This is a genomic window from Natrinema sp. LJW11, assembly GCF_056135975.1.
In genome coordinates, this window is record NZ_JBWBDM010000001.1 from 262307 (window position 1) to 279488 (window position 17182).

Below are 17182 nucleotides of genomic sequence, written 5' to 3' on the forward strand. Positions count from 1 at the left end.
GGTCGGGTCGAACGCACCGCTTGCCACCGATTTTCGGACGGAGAAGGAACCGCTTGCCACCGGCTTCCGGTTCGGCTACGGAAAGGCGCGCTGGCGGATCAGTCTACGCTCGAGAAGGCGCTCAGATTCGACTGCAACCCGGCTGCGAGCTCGGACTTTCGACGCAATCGCGCGTAGGAAACCGGCAAGCGCGTGGCGACCTCCGACACGGCCTCGTGGAAGGTCTCAGCCTCCCCGTACTGCCCCTCGAAGGCGTTGCGGACGCTCTCGCGGACCTGCCAGACGCCGACCGGGGCCCAGTAGTCGTCGGACACTTCGCGGAGAACGAGACACTTCGCCTGCCGACCGATCGACTCGAGGTACTCGAGGACGCCCAGTCGGGCGGCGTAGTAGGCGCCCGCGGTCTCCTCGACGTAACTCGAGCGGCCCTCGTAGCCCTCGCTGGCGCTGGCGAGCCAGATGTCGTCGCCGGGGTCGGGATTCCAGATGCTCCCCGGGGCCTTCATCTCGACGAGCTCGAACTCCCAGTTGCCGGGCGCGAGCACGACCCAGTAGCGGTTGCCGACGTACTCGTTGGCCCAGACCTGCACCTCGTCGATGCTCGGTGCGTTTCGAATTCGCCCGCGCAGGTACTTTCCGACGGTGTCGTCGACGGCCGTGATCGACCACCGCGTCGGGACCAATCGGCGCTGTTTCGTCCGGCCGAGCGCGCCCGCCGAGAGGATCGAATTGATGTCGTAGACGTCGAAGCCGCGCCGGTAGAGGTAGGTCATCGCCCCCTCGGCCTGCCAGTCGTCGTCCTCGAGCGTCTTCTTGACCGGTCGGGGCACGTAGGGATTTTCTCGCAGTTCCGCGTTCCGGGCGTTGGCGCGCGGGCCCCGCGGCGTCGCCACGTCCGTTCCCGTCTCCAGCCCGAGATCCGGTTTGTCGTCCAATCCGATCTCGAGGTCGACCGGCCGATCGGCGATGGCGACCTCGCGTTGCACGCCGACGAAGCCGTCCCAGACGTCGTCCACGTTCGGCGTCATTCGGCTCGCGATCGAGGGCGAGTCGACGTTCGCGCGCTTGCTCGAGTTCAGGAGTCCGGTCCGGCGCTGGAGCACGTCGTCGATGGCGTACCCCTGCTGGTACCAGTCGCCGTCGGTGACGTACTCCTCCGCGTCGTCTTCGTTACCGACCGGTGAGAGCAGCCCGATGGGGATATCAGGATAGTTGGATCGCCCGACGAAGATCGACGGCGAGGTCGAGCCGACGAGAGTGTCGCCGCTCAGGGCGTCGTCGAACTTTCGCTCGAAGTCCTCGAGGTGATCCGTGATCGCGTAGGACTTCTCCTTGGCGAGGCGGCGGCGCTCGGCCTCCGCGTCGGGCTCGAGATCCTCGATGTAGTCGTCGAGGCGCATTCACTCGAAAGAGGGGCGGCACGGTGTTGAATGTTGAGCTTCCGGAGCACAATCGCTGTCAGCGTGGGACCAGCAGAGATGTCAGAGGCAGAGGTTCGGCATCCGTGTCGGGCCACCGAACCTCACTCACGACTCCGTGCCGGATCGATAAGTACCCCACAGCGCGTTTTCAGAGTCGGAAAACGCTGCACGAGGAGGGAGTCCGCTCGCTCGCCGACCATCGCCAAACCGTCGGCGGACCGATGCGCTACTCGACGGCGGTTCGGATCGACGACGACGGACTCGAGAAAGACAATCGTTAAAAACGGCGGGCGGGAAAGGAGGAGTATGAGTACGACCGACGAGAGAGAGACGCGTTCCTGTGTCTCCTGCGGACTCAACATCGCAGGCACGAACGCGGCCGCGTTCAAGTGTCCCGACTGCGGCCAGCAGATCTACCGCTGTGCCAAGTGTCGCAAGCAGAGCAACCTCTACGAGTGCCCCGACTGCGGATTCACCGGCCCGTAAGATCTCCCATGGGAAAAGTCGCTGCCAAAATCAAAGTCATGCCGGACAGCCCCGAAAACGATCTCGACGCGCTCCAGGAGCGCCTCGAGAGCGCCCTCCCCGAGGGCGCGAAGATCAACGGCGTCGAGCGCGAGGAAGTCGCGTTCGGCCTCGTCGCTCTCTACCCGACCGTGATCGTTCCCGACGGCGCGGGCGGCACGGAGACCGTCGAGGAGAACTTCAGCGAGGTCGAGGGCGTCGAAAGCGTCGGCGTCGAGAACGTCGGTCGGATATAACCGGCCCTCGCCGATCGGTTTTGCCGTTTCGCTATTTCTCGCGAGCCGCCGGTGTGTGACTCACGTGCGCGTCTCGACGGCTTCCTCGCTCGAGTGATGGGGAAGGAACGACGTTCACCGGCTGGAAGAGGGACTGATACCCGTGTCGGCGGTGGTCCGTTGGTTCCGTATCTAGTCGGTTCGCTCGTGGCTCCTCGAAAACGTGCCCGTTCGCGGTTACTGCGGTTGCTCTTCCCTGTTCGCGCCGAGGTTGGCCTGCGAGACGATCTCCGCGCCCATCGAGGAGAGATCGACGGTCACGTCCTCGGTGACGGCCTTGCTGATCTCGTCTAAGTTCCCCGCGAGGACGGTCAACACGTCGTCGGGGTTGGTGTAGACCAGCATGTTTCCGTCCTGGCCCTCCGCGACGAGTTGCGTGTCGTTCAGGACGACCTGATCGTTCTGGATCGTCGCGGAGACGACCGGTAGCGCCGCCGGTTTCCCCTGTTCGTCGTCCCTGACTTTCCGGATGTGGACCGCCTCGAGGTCGATGACCTCCTTGTGCGCTTTGATCTGTTCGGCGCAGTCGACCATGTCGTTGAGGAGGGCGGTTCGGCGCTCGTTGCCGTGATCGCCGTCGAGACAGTGCTGACAGACGCGGAGTTCGATTCGCATTAGCCGCAGTTCGTGCTCGATACCGATGAGAATTCCGCTTCGGTACCACGCGGACGCGAGACGTTCAGAGACGAGAACCCGTTCCGGACGGACACGGTGAAACTGAGACCGCGGTCCCCGCTGGTGACCCGTCGCTGGCGATCGCCGGGTTCGGTTGTCAGCCGATGATGGACGAGTGAAGCCGCGGCGCTCACTCTCGCAACTGCTCGTAAATCTCTCGAATCCGATCGCTCCCCTGATCGACGTAGCCGCCGTGATAACACAGCGTGTGGTCGATCTCGAGGGCCGCCAGCGCCCCGACGGACTCGGTCGCGCGATCCATGTCCGGCGTGAAGTGGGGTTTCGGACCGGCGAGCGGTTCGTCTCCGTCCGCCACGAGCGCATCGCCGGCGACGAGCAGGTTCCCCGTCGGGAAGTAAAGCGAGAGGTGGCCGGGCGTGTGACCCGGCGTCGCGACGAGTTCCATCGGCCCCGCGAGCGTCGGGACGCGGACTCCGTCGACCAGTTCGAGATCGACATCGACGGGCGGATAGCGGTCGCCGTCGCCCTTGATCGGGTCGCGCTCGCCCGACACGTACGGCGCTTCGTCGCGGTGTGTCGCGACGACTGCATCGACGTGCTCGAGGAGTTCCGCCAGTCCACCGACGTGATCCCCGTCGTGGTGAGTGAGGACGACGAGCCAGATATCCTCGAGTTCGTACCCCAGCGATCGCACGTGGGTCCTGAGACCGTCGACGGCACCGTCGGGACCAACGTCGCACAACACGAGTCCGCGTTCGGTCTCGACGACCGTCGGAGTTACCGTAATTTCCCCGCCTCCGTACTCGACCGCGATCGGGAGCGCGTGAACGCCAGCGTCCTCTTGCATACGAGGGACATTCGGTGCCACCACGATAGGTGTCGGTGATTCGGTCGCCGTCGGCGACGCCGAACGGGGAGAGCGTCGTTCGTCACTTCGGTGTGGCTTTCCAGTCGTTGCGCATAGCTCAATATGGATGATTTTATCACCATCTAGTCGGAAATATAACTGATGGGAGATACGGATCAACGCTTCGCCGTTGATATCGACGACGATACCCTCACGGCCGTTCGCGAACAGGACCTTCCCGAGTCGGTATTACCGCTTCTCGACGCGTACGACGACGTCATCGGGGACAGAGACCGGTTTCTCTGGCAGTGGCTCTATCACCTCTTCCCGACGTTCAGCCTCTCGTGTCTCGACGGTTCCCGCGCTCGCGAGGCGCGCAACGCGAAGCTGATCGCGTCGATATTCGTCACCGTCGCGGACGACGTCGCCGAACGACACGGTGATCGAGCCACGTTCGACGAACTGACGGCTATTCCGTTCGACCATCGCCAGCCGGATCCGAAGCGACGCGACGTCGACGGCGACGTCGTTCGATTTCTGACGGACGTCTGGGACGAGTTCGCCGCGCTGTACGATTCGGGCCCCCGTTCGGGCGAGTTCGCGGAGCTGTTGCAGTTCGATCTCCAACAGGCGCTTCAGGCGATCGAGTACTCGTACCTCGCGAACCGGTATCCCGGTCTCGTCTCGGAACGCGAATTGTGGACGTACGACGTCCACAACATGCTGGTCTTCCCCCTCGCCGGGATCGATCTCTCGAACGCCCCGTCGTTCGACTCGAGCGAACTCTCGGCCCTCCGGCGGGTTCTCGACCGGACCCAGCGAATGGCCCGCATCGGCAACTGGATCTCGACGTGGCAGCGCGAACTCGCCGAGGGCGACTGTAGCTCCGGCGTCGTCGTCCACGCGCTGGAAAACGACGTCATCTCGCCCGAACAGGTACGGGCGGTCCGGCGGAACCCGACGGACGCGACGGTCGACCCGGTCGTCGACGCGATTACCGACGCCGACGTCGAGGACTACTTTCTGGATCAGTGGGAAGTCGAGTACGAGGCGGTCCGCCGGTTCGAATCCGAGATCGAGAGCGTCGATGTCGGCGCGTCCCTCGAGGGGTTCGAGACGGTGCTGCGCTATCACGTCGCGAGCGAGGGCGAAAAGTGAGCGGAGGGGGCTGACGGGTCGTCGGCTGACGATCGGGCTGACGGCTGCGGTCGCCAGGCTACGATCCGGACCGCCGATAGCGAATCGACGGGCTACGACGAGAGCGCCGTCTCGAACGCTCGCTCGAGGTCGCCGATCAGATCGTCGACGTGTTCGATCCCGACGCTGACGCGGATCAGGCTGTCCGAGAGTCCGGCCGCGAGGCGTTCCTCGCGGGGAATCGCGGCGTGGGTCATCGGTGCGGGCTGTTCGATCAGGCTCTCGACGCCGCCGAGACTCTCCGCGAGGGTGAAGACCTCGGTGCTCGAGACGACCGCACTCGCTTCCTCGCGACTCGCGTCGAGTTCGAAACTCAGCATGCCGCCGAAGTCGTCCATCTGCTCGGCGGCGATCTCGTGGCCGGGGTGGGACTCGAGGCCGGGGTAGTACACCCGGTCGACGGCGGGATGGTCGTCGAGCCACGTTGCGATCGCGCGGGCGTTTTCACAGTGGCGGTCCATGCGGACGGGCAGCGTCTTCGTGCCCCGGAGGACGAGGAAGGCCTCGAAGGGTCCCGGCGTCGCGCCCACCGAGTTCTGGTAGAACCCCAACCGCTCGTCCAGTTCCTCGTCGTCGGTCAGCAACGCGCCGCCGACGACGTCCGAGTGACCGCCGAGGTACTTCGTGAGCGAGTGCGAGACGATATCGGCGCCGAGAGACAGCGGCCGCTGGAGGTACGGCGTCGCGAACGTGTTGTCGATCGCACAGAGCGCGTCGCGGGCGTGAGCGATCTCGGCCGCCCCCTCGATGTCGACGATCGACATGAGCGGGTTCGTCGGCGTCTCGAGCCACAGCAGTTCCGTCTCGTCCCGAAACGCCGCCTCGATCTCGTCGAGGTCGGTCATATCGACGAACGAGAACTCGAGGTCGTAGTCCTCGTACACCTGCGTGAAGATGCGGTGCGTGCCGCCGTAGACGTCGTTCCCGGTGACGACGTGGTCGCCGGCCTCGAGCAGATTCAGGACGGTGTTGATCGAGGCCATCCCGCTGGCGAAGGCGCGGCCGTAGTCGGCACCCTCGAGGCTCGCGAGGTTCGCCTCGAGGTCGGTTCGGGTCGGGTTCCCGGTGCGGGAGTACTCGTAGCCGCGGTGCTCCCCGGGCGCGTCCTGCTCGTACGTCGAGTTGGCGTGGATCGGCGTCATCAGCGCGCCGGTTTCCGGGTCGGCTTTCTGACCGGCGTGGATCGATCTGGTTTCGATCCGAAACTGATCGTCGTCGCTCCGGCCGGTTGTGTCGTCGTCCATACCGGCACAACGTGATCGAGCGGGGTTATTCTGCCGGCTGCCGAGTAGTGTCGAGGTGCATCGGAAGCGGGCGCGGCGAATCGTAGCAGACCGTCTGACTCGACCGTGAGAGCGCGAGAACCAACTCGATTGTCAGTCACCACCCGAAATCAGTTCTCAAGCTGTGTGATTCTCGGGACGATATATGTGTTCGATTGTCATTTTGTCTCGTATGCGCGTCCAACACATCAAGTCCTCGACGGTTCTCGTCGAATCCGGAGACGTCTCGGTCCTCTGTGATCCCTGGATCCTCGACGGCGCGTTCTACGGTGCCTGGGCGCACTATCCGCCGATCGAGTTCGAACCGGAAGCGTTCGACCACGTCGACTACGTGTACGTCTCGCACATCCATCCGGATCACTGCCACCGCGAGACGCTCGAACGACTCGACTCCGAGATCCCGGTTCTGATCCACGACTACAACTGGGACTTCCTCAGACGCAACGTCGAGGCCGCCGGGTTCGACGTCCGCGAACTCCCGCACGGCGAGCGGATCCACCTCGGCGGCGACCTGCACATGAACGTCCTCGCGTCCGACGACTGCGATCCCGCGGTCTGTGGCAACCACTTCGCCTGCCCGTGGATGGCCGAAGACGCCAGCAGCCAGGGCGTCGACGGCTCGACGCAGATCGACTCGATGGCCGTCTTCGACGACGGCGACCACACCGTTCTCAACCTGAACGACTGTCGGTGGCCGATGTCTCAACGCGCCGCCGGCCGCGCGAAACGACAGTACGGCGAGATCGATCTGGCCATGCTCCAGTACACGTTCGCCGGCGGCTATCCCCAGGGCCGGATCGACTACTCCCACGAAACGTTGGTCGAAGAGCGCGAGGCCCGCCGGCTCCAGTCGCTCGACAACGCCGTCGGCTTCCTCGAGTTGCTCGAGCCCGACTACTACATGCCCTTCGCCGGCAGCTACACGCTCGCGGGCGATCTCGCGGAGCTGAACGAGTACGTGGCGCGGTCGACGCGGGCGCAGGCGCGCGACTATTTCCAGCACGAGGAGCGGATCGACGACGGCTCCGAGTGCGTTCTCCTCAACAGCGGCGAGTGGTTCGACGTCGCCGACGGCGAGCAATCGGCCACCTACGCGCCGATCGATCCCGACGAGCGCCGAGCGTACATCGAGACCGAACTCGCGGACCGGGAGTTCACCTACGAGTCGGATCCGATGCCGACCCTCGCCGAGTTCGAGGAGTACGTTCCGGCGGCCTACGAGAATTTCGACGCCAAGCGCCGCGGGATCGGGTTCGAATCGGAGACGGAAGTCGTCCTCTCCCTGGTCGACGATCACTACCTGCGGTTTACCGCGGACGGGGGCGGCCACGAGATCGTCGACGGATTGCCGGCGCGAACCGACCGTCGACGGGTCCGAATGGAGATGGATCCCCGCCTGACGCTGCGGATCCTGAAGGGGCCGCGGTACGCGCACTTCAACAACGCCTACATCGGCTCGCATCTCGGCTTTTCGATCGAGCCGGACGTCTACGAGCGCTCGCTGTTCTACTCGATGAGTTTCCTGCACGCGTGAGGGAGTTACTGACCGAGAGTCGGTGGTTCTTCGAGGTTCCGCGCCCGACGATGCGCCGAGGGGCCGAGAAACGCTGATCCGCGGCGACTGGTCCACCGAGAGAAGTCATACCGCGCGAGCGGAGCGAGCGCGGCCTTTTTTGGTGCAGATTTTTTGGCGGGGTTCGAGGTCAGCTACGCTGACCGAGGACCCCGCGAAAAAAGGTGCGTGGGAATACGTGTGTTTTATAACCGTCACCGGACAAAGCGGTCGTACGACTATGCCGAAATCTAATGGCCCTCGTCAGGGAACCCGGAAGAAGCTCGCGAACAGTCCTCGAGACCGCGGTACGTCGCCGCCACAGCGTGCGATTCAGGAGTACGAGGAGGGGGAGAAAGTCCACCTGAAGATCGACCCGAGCGTCTCGGACGGTCGCTACCACCCGCGCTTCGACGGTCGAACCGGCGAGGTCATCGGGAAACAGGGCAGTGCCTTCAAGGTCCAGATCGTCGACGGCAGCAAGGAGAAGACGCTGCTCGTCACCGCGGCCCACATGCGCGCACAGAACCAGGACAAGAACCGGATCTGATCAGGAATGACGATCTTCAAAGAGATCGTCGACGAGGAGTTCCTGACGGTCTCGGAGACGAAGGAGCTGCTCGCCGACATCGAAGCCGAACGCGCGATGGACGAGGATCGCGAGCTGCGCTACGAGCTCGCGCGAGCGATCGAACACGCCAACCGGTTCGCCGTTCTGGAACCCGAGGAGGCCCAGGCGCTCGTCGAGGACCTGCGGGCGCTCGAGAAGGTCGACGAAGCGACGGCCTACAAGATCGCCAATCTCCTGCCCCACGACCGGGACGAACTTCGGTCGGTGTACGCACAGCAGCGCTACTCGCTGTCGGGGGACGAACTCGACGAAATTCTCAACGTCGTCGCGAAGTACGCCTGAGACGGTCTGCTGTCAGTCAGTTCCGGCGCACCCGCATGACGGATCGCGGATGCGCTGGAAATAACTGACAGTCGCCCGCACGAGACGATCGACGGCGTTCGAGGGAGCGAATCGGCGAGCTCGTTGCCGACGTCCGTTTGACCGTCCGAGAGCGAGCCGACTCTTTAAGTACGCCGTCGCCGTATCGGAACCTAATGAGCGAAGCCGATGGCGACGAGACGGACGTTCGGCGCGCGGTCGTGTTGGATTACCTCGCACACGGGCTCTCTGACGACGGCCGACCGCAGTACGCGAAGTCACCGGCAGGCTATGCCGTCAGGATCGACGACTTTCAGCTCTACCAGGTCGCGTTCGACGAGGAGGAGCGACTGACCATCGGAAGCGAGGTCGTCATCGAACCGCCCGCCGAGCGCGACGTCGTCACGGAGGCCCACCCCGTCGAGTACGAGGACCTCTCCTCGGGCGCGCAGTCGGAACTCGAGTACGTCGTCGCCGATCTCGTCGAGGAGAACGAGCAGCGGTTCGTCGACTTCTACAACGACGCCCAGCCGATCACGCTGCGGCTCCACCAGCTGAATCTGCTTCCGGGAATCGGGAAGAAGCTCCGGAACGGTATCCTCGACGAGCGAAAGCGCAAGCCCTTCGAGAGCTTCGAGGAGTTGTCCGAGCGGGTGTCCGGATTACACGATCCGGACGAGATCCTCGTCGACCGAATCCTCGAGGAACTGCGCGACGACGATCTCAAATACCAGACGTTCGTCGGTCGGCGCGAACAGGAACAGAACCAGTAAGCTGACGAGCGGCTGGAGGGCTGCGAAACAGTGAACACCGCGAGCGAAGCGATCGGTTTCCCGCCGGAACGGGCGAGGCCCGTGAAGGCGGCCTTGTAGCGTCGGTTTTTGCACCCGATGAGGGAGCGAGGCGTCCCTCGAGCCGTGCGAGCGAGCCGTCGGCCCGCGAGCAGAGAGTGGTGAGCGAGTAGCGTGGAACCACCGGTCCTACGGACCATTCGCGCGGCAACGCCGCGCGAAAACGATGCGAGCGAACCGGAGGGCAAAAGCGGACGTGTGAGACGGTGCGTTTACACTCTCCCCAGCCGAAGCGCCGGCAATGAGAGATCCAGACGGACTGATCGCCCGGGCGGGCGTCCGCGGCGATCCGGACCGAGACCAGCACTTCCTCGTGGACGATCGAGTGCTGGACCGGCTGCCGACCTACCTCACTGAGATCGACGCCGACACGAGCCACCTGCTCGAGATCGGCGGCGGAACGGGCGCGCTGACAGACCGGTTGCTCGCGGTCGCCGACGAAGTGACGGTCGTCGAACGGGACCGCGAACTCGCCCGATTCTTGCGCGAGGAGTTCGCCGCCGAGATCGACGCCGGGAATCTGACCGTCATCGAGGGCGACGCGCTCGAGGTCGACCTCCCCGAGTTTACCGCGTCGGTGTCGAACCTCCCCTACGGCGTCTCGAGCCAGATCGCCTTTCGACTCTTTCCCGAGAAGAAACCGCTCGTGCTGATGTTCCAACAGGAGTTCGCCGAGCGGATGGTCGCCGAGCCCGACACGTCGGAGTACGGTCGGCTCTCGGTCTCGAGCCAACACTACGCGGACATAGAACTCGTCGAGTCGATCCCGAAGGAGGCGTTCTCGCCGTCGCCGGCCGTCCGGAGCGCGGTGGTTCGAGCGGTCCCGCGAGAGCCCGACTACGCGGTCGAGGACGAGGCGTTCTTCCTGCGATTCGTCAAGGCCCTGTTCACGCAGCGCCGGAAGACGATCCGGAACGCGATTCGGAACACGGGTCACATCTCCGGGCTCTCGGAGCCGGAGGCGGTCGTCGACGCGGCGGACGAGGACGTGCTCCGGAAGCGGGCCGGCGCTATGGCCCCGGCGGAGTTCGCCGCGTTGGCCCAACTCGCGCGGGACGTCGGAGCGCCCACGGACGAGTGATTTCGGTCGACGGACCGTGAGCGCTCGAGGTTCGTGAGTACCGATATCCGATCGAAGGGCTGAACGGAACGAACCAACCAACGGATACTCAAAGCTGCGCGGACGACAGATCGGCGAGACGAACGCATGTTCGAACTACTGACGGGGCTCGACTGGCTGTCGGAGGCGATTCCGTCGGCCGAGCTCAAACTCGCGGTGTCTCTCGTCGCGGTCGCGACCGTGATCGCCGTCCTTCTCTCCTACCGGCGGCTCCACGCGTGGCTCTGCGAGCGGGCGAGGCCGCTGTACGCGGACATCGCCTCGATGTCGCTGCTCATCGTCAGCTGCCTCGCGAGCATCGCCGTTATGACCGGCGTCTGGGGACGAACGAACGAGGTTCAGCAGCTCTATTCGGATCTCGGGTTAGGCAGCGACGCCGTAGCGCGCGCACTCTTTTCGTTTCTCCTGCTCGTCGTGACGGTCATCGTCACCCGGTTCGTCGGCCGGTTGATCGAGGAGGTCTTCAACTCGTCGACGGCCGTGACGGCCCACCAGCGCAAGGTGACACACCGGCTCTCGCAGGTGATCATCTGGTCCGTCTCGGTCGTGGTCGTTCTGGGTATCTGGATCGACGACCTCGGCAGCTTGCTCGTCGGGGCCGGCTTCCTCGGGATCGTCCTCGGGATGGCCGCTCGCCAGACCCTCGGGACGGTGCTCTCGGGGTTCGTCCTGATGTTCGCCCGTCCGTTCGAGATCGGCGACTGGATCGAAGTCGAGGACGACGAGGGGATCGTCACCGACATCTCGATCGTCAACACCCAGCTCCGGTCGTTCGACGGCGAGTACATCATGATCCCCAACGACGTCATCGCCTCGAGCACGGTGACTAACCGCTCGAGGCGAGGTCGCCTGCGACTCGAGGTCGAAGTGGGGGTCGACTACGGGACCGACGTCGAACGCGCCGCCGACCTCGCGGAAAACGCGATCGACGAGGTCGACGAAGCGATCGCCGCGCCGTCGCCGCAGGTCGTCGGGAAATCCTTCGGGGACTCGGCGGTCGTGCTCGGCGTCCGGTTCTGGATCGACAAGCCGAGCGCCAGACGCCACTGGAAGGCCCGGACCGCCGCGATCAACGCCATCAAGCGGGCGTTCGAGGCCGACGACATCAAGATCCCGTACCCGCAGCGCGAACTCTCGGGGCGCGCCGAAACCGACGGCTTCCGGATCGCTGACGAGAGCGAGGCGACGCCCACCGTGAAGAACGTGCACGCTGAGAACGCGACTGCTGACGGCGACGCGCGCGAACAACAGATGACGACGCCGGAGGAGAACTAGATGGGACTCGAGGACAGGCGCGCGCAGGAACCGGACGTCTACCAGCCCGCCGAGGACTCGCACCTGCTGGCCGAGGCGGCCCGCGAGCGACTCGAGCGGGGGGATCTCGTGCTCGAGGTGGGGACCGGCTCGGGCTACGTCGCCCGACGGATCGCCGACGGAACGGGGGCTCGCGTGATCGCGTCGGACCTGAACCCCCACGCGGTCCGTCAGGCCCGGTCGGCGGCCGTCGAGACGGTGCGGGCAGATCTCGTCTCGCCGTTTCGGGACGGCGCGTTCGACGCGGTCGTCTTCAATCCGCCGTACCTGCCGACCGATCCCGAAAACGAGTGGGACGACTGGATGGAGCACGCGCTGTCGGGCGGCGAGGACGGTCGGGCGGTCATCGATCCGTTCCTCGACGCGGTCGGTCGCGTACTCGCGGTCGACGGATGCGTCTACCTGCTCGTCAGTAGCCTGACGGGGGTCGACGAGGTAGTCGAAGAAGCCGGAAAACACGGGTTCAGCGCGGTCGCCGTCGCCGACGAGTCGTTTCCCTTCGAGACGCTGACCGTCCTCGAACTGTTCCGGTAACGCGGGAACGTTCTCGGTTCCTCGAGCCTGTCGGCTCCCGAATCGGTTCGCTTTCCTTTTGCGTTCCCCATACTGTGTCATCTGTTCACAAGAGTCTCGAATAGAACGGCGGAAACGGTTGAATCCCGGGGAAATTACTGTAGCGTATTAGATCGTATGGAAAATATTAAGCCTCGGTATACCTTAGCCGGGCGTACGATGACTGAGTACGTTTCGACCACGCCGGGGCTGTATCCGCTCCCGGACTGGGCGAAAGACGACCTTTCCGATCTGAAAGGGCACCAGAAACACGACCTCATCAGCGGTGACGAGGGTGAAGAAATCACCGCGGCCTACGAGGACGCCCGCGAAGAAGTGATCGAGGTCCAGCGAAACGCCGGACTCGACCGAATCGTCGAAGGCCAACTCCGTTGGGACGACATGCTCGCCCACCCGCTGGCGGTCGCGGACGCGGTCGAGACCCGCGGAATCGTTCGCTACTACGACAACAACAACTTCTACCGAGAGCCGGTCGTGCAGGACGATCTCGAGCCCACCGGCGACGTCGCGGCCGAACTCGAGGCGACCGCGGAACTGATCGATGGCGACGACCTACAGGCCGTCCTTCCCGGCCCGTACTCGCTGGCCGATCTCGCGACCGACGAACACTACGGCGACGAGGCGGCGTTCCTCGGCGCGATCGCCGAGTTCCTCGCGGGCGAGGTCGACGCCTTCCCCGAGCACGAAACGCTGTTCCTGCTCGAGCCCTCGCTCGTCGAGAACGCGCCCGCTGACGGCGACGACGAACGCGCGAGCGAGGCGATCGACCGGGTCGCGAGCGCGACCGACGCCGACGTCGTCGTCCAGCCCTACTGGGGCGCGCTCGAGGAGAAGGTCTACGCGCACCTGCTCGACGCCGACATCGACGCGGTCGGCTTCGATTTCGTCGCGGATCAGGACGACAACCTCTACAACATTCAGGAGTACGGCGCGCCCGACGACGTCGCACTCGGCCTCGCGGACGGCCAGAACACGCTCGTCGAGGACCCCGAGGCGATCCGCGAGCGGACCGAGTGGGTCGAGGGGCAACTCGGCGTCACCGAGTTCGAGACGGTCTACCTGACGACGAACACGGAACCGTTCTACCTGCCATACGGCAAGTACGTGGAGAAACTCGAGGTTCTCGCGGAAGCCGCGGACCTCGCGGAGGTGAAAGCAGCATGACGAACGAGAACAAAGACCAGTTCCGACGGCCCGACCACGAGCACGACAACTTCCTGCTGACGACCGTCGTCGGCTCCTACCCCAAGCCCAAGTGGCTCAACCGCGCGAAGGAGCTTTACCGGGACGAGGATCACGACTTCGACGAGGACGACTACCAGGAGGCCAAAGACGACGCCTCGCGACTCATCACGAACGAACACGAGCGCGCCGGCCTCGACGTCGTCGTCGACGGCGAGATGCGGCGCAACGAGATGGTCGAGTTCTTCGCCCACCGCATCGAGGGCTACGAGTTCAACGGCCCCGTCAAGGTCTGGGGGCACAACTACTTCGACAAGCCGAGCGTCGTCAGCGAAGTCGAGTACGACGACAGTTGGCTCGTCGACGAGTACGAGTTCACCGCGGCCGCAAGCGACCGGCCGGTCAAAGTCCCGATCACGGGCCCCTACACCCTCGCGAACTGGTCCTTTAACGAGGCCTACGATGACGACGACGAGCTCACCCTCGAGCTGGCAGACCTCGTCAACGAGGAGATCGAGAAGCTCGTCGACGCCGGCGCGCGCTACATCCAGATCGACGAGCCCGCGCTCGCGACCACGCCCGACGACCACGCCATCGTCGGCGAGGCCTTAGAGCACATCGTCGCGGACATCCCCGAGGAGGTCCGCATCGGCCTGCACGTCTGTTACGGCGACTACTCCCGCATCTACCCCGAAATCCTCGAGTTCCCGGTCGACGAGTTCGACCTCGAGCTCGCGAACGGCGACTACGAGCAACTCGACGTGTTCAAAGACCCCGAGTTCTCCAAGGATCTCGCGCTCGGCGTCTGCGACGCTCACGTCGCCGAGGTCGAATCGGTCGACCAGATCGAGGAGAACATCAAAAAGGGCCTCGAGGTCGTTCCGCCGGAACAGCTGGTCGTCTCGCCGGATTGCGGCGTGAAGCTGCTGCCCCGCGAGGTCGCCTACGGGAAGATGGCGAACATGGTCGAGGCGGCCCGAAACGTCGAGGAAGACCTCGACGCGGGCAACATCGATATCGAGCGCGGTGCGCCGACACCGGCCGACGACTAACTCGGTTCACCGAAACGCCGCGTCTCTGTATTCTTTCGTCCGATCGTTCTCTCCTCGGATTCCGTTTCGCGCCCGTCGTCGGTACCCGCGACGGCGGAGTTCGCGATCGTCGTCGACGCGAGTACCGCCGCGGCCGAGCGAACCGGGACGACACCGACGAGTTGGCTCTCGAGCGCAGCCGTCAGGGGAGGTCGATACTGGACGGGCACCCGTCACTCCCGATGACTATCGTCCCGTCGCAGCGGACGAGGATACCGTAGCCGAACAGCGCGAGTTCGAAGAGCACGTCGTTGCCCGATCCGCCGTCGCTTCTGATCGACTCCTCGACGGCGAATGTCACCGATTCGATTTCGGAGGTGTCGTCCGCGATGGCCTCGAACGTCGCCGTCGTGACGTCCCGAATCGTGCCCTCGACGGTAAACGCGATCACGTCGGGCGGCGATTTGATCGATCCGATTCCGTCGTCCGACGAGCGAAGCGCGTCGAGACTGGTGGGAACGTCGTCCGCATCCGGCGTCGCGACGCCGACATCGGCGTTCTCGAGGCGGAGCGTCGCGGGCCCCGTTAGGTCGATCTCGACGGGGTTCGAACTATCGGTCGACACCGTGATGCGGACGGGATCGAGTGTTGCACCCTCGAATTCGGCGAGCAGCGCTTCGGTCACGGTGAGACTTCCCTCGATGGCGAATTCGAGTCGGTCGGGCGGCCGTCGCTCGAGGGATGCGGTCAGGTGTATACTCTCGGTTTCGTCGAATTCGATCGTGACGGTCATCTGGTTCCCTCGGTACGTCGGAGAAGGAGTCACAGACGTGAAACGCTATCGTATACCACGAAACTGATCGGCGCGGTCGGAATCGATCGACGATCACGCCAAAGCGCTAACTACCGGGCCGATGAACGACCGCCCATGACCCTCGAGGTCGGTGTGCTCGGCTATCGGTTCATGGGTAAAGCGCACGCGAACGCGATGGCGCGGCTGCCGATGTTCTTCCCGGACGCGCCCGAGGTCGAACGGAGCGTCCTCGTCGGACGCGACGAATCGGCGTTGTCGGATGCCGCCGACCGACTCGGCTTCGACTCGATCGCGACGGACTGGAGCGACGTCGTCGACGACGTGGACGTCTTCTACAACCTCGGGCCGAACCACGTCCACCGCGAACCGTCGGTCGCCGCCCTCGAAGCCGGGACGCCGGTCTTCTGCGAGAAACCGCTCGCGCCGACGCTCGAGGAAGCCGAGGTGATGGCCGAGGCGGCTCGCGAAGCGGGCGACGACGTGCCCGCGGGCTGTGCGTTCAACTACCGGTTCGTCCCCGCGATTCGGTACGCGAAGGGGTTGCTCGAGGCGGGGGATCTCGGCGAGATCCGCCACGTTCGCGGGCGCTACCTGCAAGACTGGCTGGTCGATCCCGAGGCCCCGTGGTCGTGGCGCAACGACGAGGAACTCGCGGGGTCGGGGGCGCTGGGCGATCTCGGCGCGCACACGGTCGATCTCCTGCGATTCCTCGTCGGGTCCGACGACCTCGCGGGCGAGATCGAACGGGTCAGCGGCCACCTGCAGACGTTCGTCGACGAGCGGCCGGTCGAAGACGGCGACGAGACGCGTCCCGTCACCGTCGACGACGCCTACACCGCGCAACTCGAGTTCGAAAACGGTGCCGTCGGATCGCTCGAGGGCTCCCGGTTCGCGACGGGGCACAAGAACGACCACACCATCGAGATTCACGGCTCGAAGGGAAGTCTCCGGTTTTCGCTCGAGCGGCTGAACGAACTCGAGGTGCTCCGCGAGGGCGACCGCGGCTACGAGACGATCCTTGTCACCGACGAGGACGACCCCTACGTCGATCACTGGTGGCCGCCGGGTCACGTCTTGGGCTGGGAGCACACCTTCGTCCACGAGAACTACGAGTTCCTCAGCGCCGTCGCGGACGGCCGCGAGTTCGAACCGAACTTCGCGGACGGACTCGCCGCCCAGCAGGTGCTCGACGCGATCGAACGGAGCGACGACCGTGGCGAGTGGATCGGCCTCGAGTGAGTTCCGTATCCTGGTACTCAGTAGAGGCAATCTATGTATCACTTCGGGCTGGTCAACCGGCGTGCGGTGGCGCGCGCTGGGCCGCGGCGAACCGAGGCGAGGCGTGAACGAAGTGAGTGCCTCGGAACGCGAACGGTGACCGCAGGGAACCGCGAACCCGATGGGTGAGCCGCGGCTCGAAGCCGTGCGAGGTCTTCGTGAACGGAGTGAACGAAGGCTTGGAAGACGCGAAGCGTCTTCATGAGGATGAAAGAGCGAACGAAGTGAGCGAATGAATCGGCTGGGGAGGGCGTGGCGATTCCCTGTTGCCACGGGAGCAGGACACTTTGTTCATCGAACTCACTACTGAACGCTCTACTCAGTACACTGTCTCTATCGAACGACCGACTGA

Annotated in this window: 18 protein-coding genes; 13 read left to right on the top strand and 5 right to left on the bottom strand. The window is 64.7% G+C overall.

Translation table 11 applies throughout. The features are described from left to right. Positions 1 to 98: 98 nt before the first annotated feature. A complete protein-coding gene (gene nreA, locus AC0QDI_RS01265) occupies positions 99 to 1400 on the bottom strand; it encodes a DNA repair protein NreA (RefSeq protein WP_474664466.1) in 1302 nt (433 codons plus the stop codon). Positions 1401 to 1727: 327 nt separating this feature from the next. On the opposite strand from nreA, the gene AC0QDI_RS01270 reads away from it, so the two are divergent. Together AC0QDI_RS01270 and AC0QDI_RS01275 are read left to right on the top strand one after the other, a co-directional pair. Continuing rightward, positions 1728 to 1907, top strand: a complete 180-nt coding sequence (locus AC0QDI_RS01270) for an HVO_2753 family zinc finger protein (protein WP_098726470.1) — start codon at positions 1728 to 1730, stop codon at positions 1905 to 1907. A gap of 8 nt (positions 1908 to 1915) precedes the next feature. After that, positions 1916 to 2182, top strand: coding sequence for an elongation factor 1-beta (locus AC0QDI_RS01275; protein WP_180841800.1), 267 nt, complete (start codon positions 1916 to 1918; stop codon positions 2180 to 2182). 216 nt (positions 2183 to 2398) lie between these two features. On the opposite strand, the gene AC0QDI_RS01280 is transcribed toward AC0QDI_RS01275, so the two are convergent. Together AC0QDI_RS01280 and AC0QDI_RS01285 are read right to left on the bottom strand one after the other, a co-directional pair. Beyond that, complete coding sequence (locus AC0QDI_RS01280; protein ID WP_474664468.1) at positions 2399 to 2836, bottom strand: hypothetical protein; 438 nt, start codon at positions 2834 to 2836, stop codon at positions 2399 to 2401. A 190-nt stretch (positions 2837 to 3026) separates the two neighbouring features. After that, complete coding sequence (locus AC0QDI_RS01285) at positions 3027 to 3704, bottom strand: MBL fold metallo-hydrolase (protein ID WP_474664470.1); 678 nt, start codon at positions 3702 to 3704, stop codon at positions 3027 to 3029. A 162-nt stretch (positions 3705 to 3866) separates the two neighbouring features. Between AC0QDI_RS01285 and AC0QDI_RS01290 the strand changes: the two genes are divergently transcribed. Further along, positions 3867 to 4862 (top strand): terpene synthase family protein, encoded by a 996-nt coding sequence (locus AC0QDI_RS01290; protein ID WP_474664472.1) that lies wholly within the window; start codon positions 3867 to 3869, stop codon positions 4860 to 4862. 92 nt (positions 4863 to 4954) lie between these two features. Here the strand turns inward: AC0QDI_RS01290 and AC0QDI_RS01295 are convergent, their stop codons facing one another. After that, complete coding sequence (locus AC0QDI_RS01295; protein WP_474664474.1) at positions 4955 to 6145, bottom strand: cystathionine gamma-synthase; 1191 nt, start codon at positions 6143 to 6145, stop codon at positions 4955 to 4957. Positions 6146 to 6356: 211 nt separating this feature from the next. On the opposite strand from AC0QDI_RS01295, the gene AC0QDI_RS01300 reads away from it, so the two are divergent. The 9 genes from AC0QDI_RS01300 to AC0QDI_RS01340 all read left to right on the top strand — a co-directional run bounded on the left by AC0QDI_RS01300 (position 6357) and on the right by AC0QDI_RS01340 (position 14759). After that, a complete protein-coding gene (locus tag AC0QDI_RS01300; protein WP_474664476.1) occupies positions 6357 to 7718 on the top strand; it encodes an MBL fold metallo-hydrolase in 1362 nt (453 codons plus the stop codon). A gap of 259 nt (positions 7719 to 7977) precedes the next feature. Next, the gene (locus tag AC0QDI_RS01305) at positions 7978 to 8286 is read left to right on the top strand and encodes a 50S ribosomal protein L21e (RefSeq protein ID WP_474664478.1); all 309 of its coding nucleotides are present in this window, start codon (positions 7978 to 7980) and stop codon (positions 8284 to 8286) included. 6 nt (positions 8287 to 8292) lie between these two features. Beyond that, a complete protein-coding gene (locus AC0QDI_RS01310) occupies positions 8293 to 8649 on the top strand; it encodes an RNA polymerase Rpb4 family protein (RefSeq protein ID WP_474664480.1) in 357 nt (118 codons plus the stop codon). Positions 8650 to 8843: 194 nt separating this feature from the next. Then, a complete protein-coding gene (locus AC0QDI_RS01315; RefSeq protein ID WP_474664482.1) occupies positions 8844 to 9440 on the top strand; it encodes a DUF655 domain-containing protein in 597 nt (198 codons plus the stop codon). 319 nt (positions 9441 to 9759) lie between these two features. Further along, positions 9760 to 10599, top strand: a complete 840-nt coding sequence (locus AC0QDI_RS01320) for a 16S ribosomal RNA methyltransferase A (RefSeq protein ID WP_474664484.1) — start codon at positions 9760 to 9762, stop codon at positions 10597 to 10599. A 126-nt stretch (positions 10600 to 10725) separates the two neighbouring features. Beyond that, positions 10726 to 11913 (top strand): mechanosensitive ion channel family protein, encoded by a 1188-nt coding sequence (locus AC0QDI_RS01325; RefSeq protein WP_474664486.1) that lies wholly within the window; start codon positions 10726 to 10728, stop codon positions 11911 to 11913. Then, positions 11914 to 12486 carry a HemK2/MTQ2 family protein methyltransferase gene (locus tag AC0QDI_RS01330; protein ID WP_474664488.1) on the top strand — a complete coding sequence of 191 codons (573 nt, stop codon included), beginning with the start codon at positions 11914 to 11916 and terminating at the stop codon, positions 12484 to 12486. Positions 12487 to 12684: 198 nt separating this feature from the next. After that, positions 12685 to 13689: a 5-methyltetrahydropteroyltriglutamate--homocysteine methyltransferase gene (locus tag AC0QDI_RS01335; RefSeq protein ID WP_474664490.1), complete on the top strand. Its 1005-nt coding sequence runs from the start codon at positions 12685 to 12687 to the stop codon at positions 13687 to 13689. Further along, positions 13686 to 14759: a methionine synthase gene (locus tag AC0QDI_RS01340; RefSeq protein WP_474664492.1), complete on the top strand. Its 1074-nt coding sequence runs from the start codon at positions 13686 to 13688 to the stop codon at positions 14757 to 14759. The genes AC0QDI_RS01335 and AC0QDI_RS01340 overlap by 4 nt, the downstream gene beginning before the upstream one ends. A 181-nt stretch (positions 14760 to 14940) precedes the next feature. Here AC0QDI_RS01340 and AC0QDI_RS01345 read toward each other — a convergent pair whose 3' ends face one another. Continuing rightward, the gene (locus tag AC0QDI_RS01345) at positions 14941 to 15531 is read right to left on the bottom strand and encodes a hypothetical protein (RefSeq protein ID WP_474664494.1); all 591 of its coding nucleotides are present in this window, start codon (positions 15529 to 15531) and stop codon (positions 14941 to 14943) included. 135 nt (positions 15532 to 15666) lie between these two features. On the opposite strand from AC0QDI_RS01345, the gene AC0QDI_RS01350 reads away from it, so the two are divergent. Further along, positions 15667 to 16791 carry a Gfo/Idh/MocA family protein gene (locus tag AC0QDI_RS01350; protein WP_474664496.1) on the top strand — a complete coding sequence of 375 codons (1125 nt, stop codon included), beginning with the start codon at positions 15667 to 15669 and terminating at the stop codon, positions 16789 to 16791. The last annotated feature ends 391 nt before the right edge of the window (positions 16792 to 17182 follow it).

What these genes read in the sequence shown, in the direction of transcription:
- AC0QDI_RS01340 (WP_474664492.1), top strand. Translation starts at nt 13,686, where the DNA reads ATGACGAACGAGAACAAAGACCAGTTCCGACGGCCCGACCACGAGCAC.
- AC0QDI_RS01310 (WP_474664480.1), top strand. Translation starts at nt 8,293, where the DNA reads ATGACGATCTTCAAAGAGATCGTCGACGAGGAGTTCCTGACGGTCTCG.
- nreA (WP_474664466.1), bottom strand. Translation starts at nt 1,400, where the DNA reads ATGCGCCTCGACGACTACATCGAGGATCTCGAGCCCGACGCGGAGGCC.
- AC0QDI_RS01305 (WP_474664478.1), top strand. Translation starts at nt 7,978, where the DNA reads ATGCCGAAATCTAATGGCCCTCGTCAGGGAACCCGGAAGAAGCTCGCG.
- AC0QDI_RS01350 (WP_474664496.1), top strand. Translation starts at nt 15,667, where the DNA reads ATGACCCTCGAGGTCGGTGTGCTCGGCTATCGGTTCATGGGTAAAGCG.
- AC0QDI_RS01285 (WP_474664470.1), bottom strand. Translation starts at nt 3,704, where the DNA reads ATGCAAGAGGACGCTGGCGTTCACGCGCTCCCGATCGCGGTCGAGTAC.
- AC0QDI_RS01275 (WP_180841800.1), top strand. Translation starts at nt 1,916, where the DNA reads ATGGGAAAAGTCGCTGCCAAAATCAAAGTCATGCCGGACAGCCCCGAA.
- AC0QDI_RS01280 (WP_474664468.1), bottom strand. Translation starts at nt 2,836, where the DNA reads ATGCGAATCGAACTCCGCGTCTGTCAGCACTGTCTCGACGGCGATCAC.
- AC0QDI_RS01320 (WP_474664484.1), top strand. Translation starts at nt 9,760, where the DNA reads ATGAGAGATCCAGACGGACTGATCGCCCGGGCGGGCGTCCGCGGCGAT.
- AC0QDI_RS01345 (WP_474664494.1), bottom strand. Translation starts at nt 15,531, where the DNA reads ATGACCGTCACGATCGAATTCGACGAAACCGAGAGTATACACCTGACC.
- AC0QDI_RS01330 (WP_474664488.1), top strand. Translation starts at nt 11,914, where the DNA reads ATGGGACTCGAGGACAGGCGCGCGCAGGAACCGGACGTCTACCAGCCC.
- AC0QDI_RS01315 (WP_474664482.1), top strand. Translation starts at nt 8,844, where the DNA reads ATGAGCGAAGCCGATGGCGACGAGACGGACGTTCGGCGCGCGGTCGTG.
- AC0QDI_RS01335 (WP_474664490.1), top strand. Translation starts at nt 12,685, where the DNA reads ATGACTGAGTACGTTTCGACCACGCCGGGGCTGTATCCGCTCCCGGAC.
- AC0QDI_RS01270 (WP_098726470.1), top strand. Translation starts at nt 1,728, where the DNA reads ATGAGTACGACCGACGAGAGAGAGACGCGTTCCTGTGTCTCCTGCGGA.
- AC0QDI_RS01300 (WP_474664476.1), top strand. Translation starts at nt 6,357, where the DNA reads ATGCGCGTCCAACACATCAAGTCCTCGACGGTTCTCGTCGAATCCGGA.
- AC0QDI_RS01290 (WP_474664472.1), top strand. Translation starts at nt 3,867, where the DNA reads ATGGGAGATACGGATCAACGCTTCGCCGTTGATATCGACGACGATACC.
- AC0QDI_RS01295 (WP_474664474.1), bottom strand. Translation starts at nt 6,145, where the DNA reads ATGGACGACGACACAACCGGCCGGAGCGACGACGATCAGTTTCGGATC.
- AC0QDI_RS01325 (WP_474664486.1), top strand. Translation starts at nt 10,726, where the DNA reads ATGTTCGAACTACTGACGGGGCTCGACTGGCTGTCGGAGGCGATTCCG.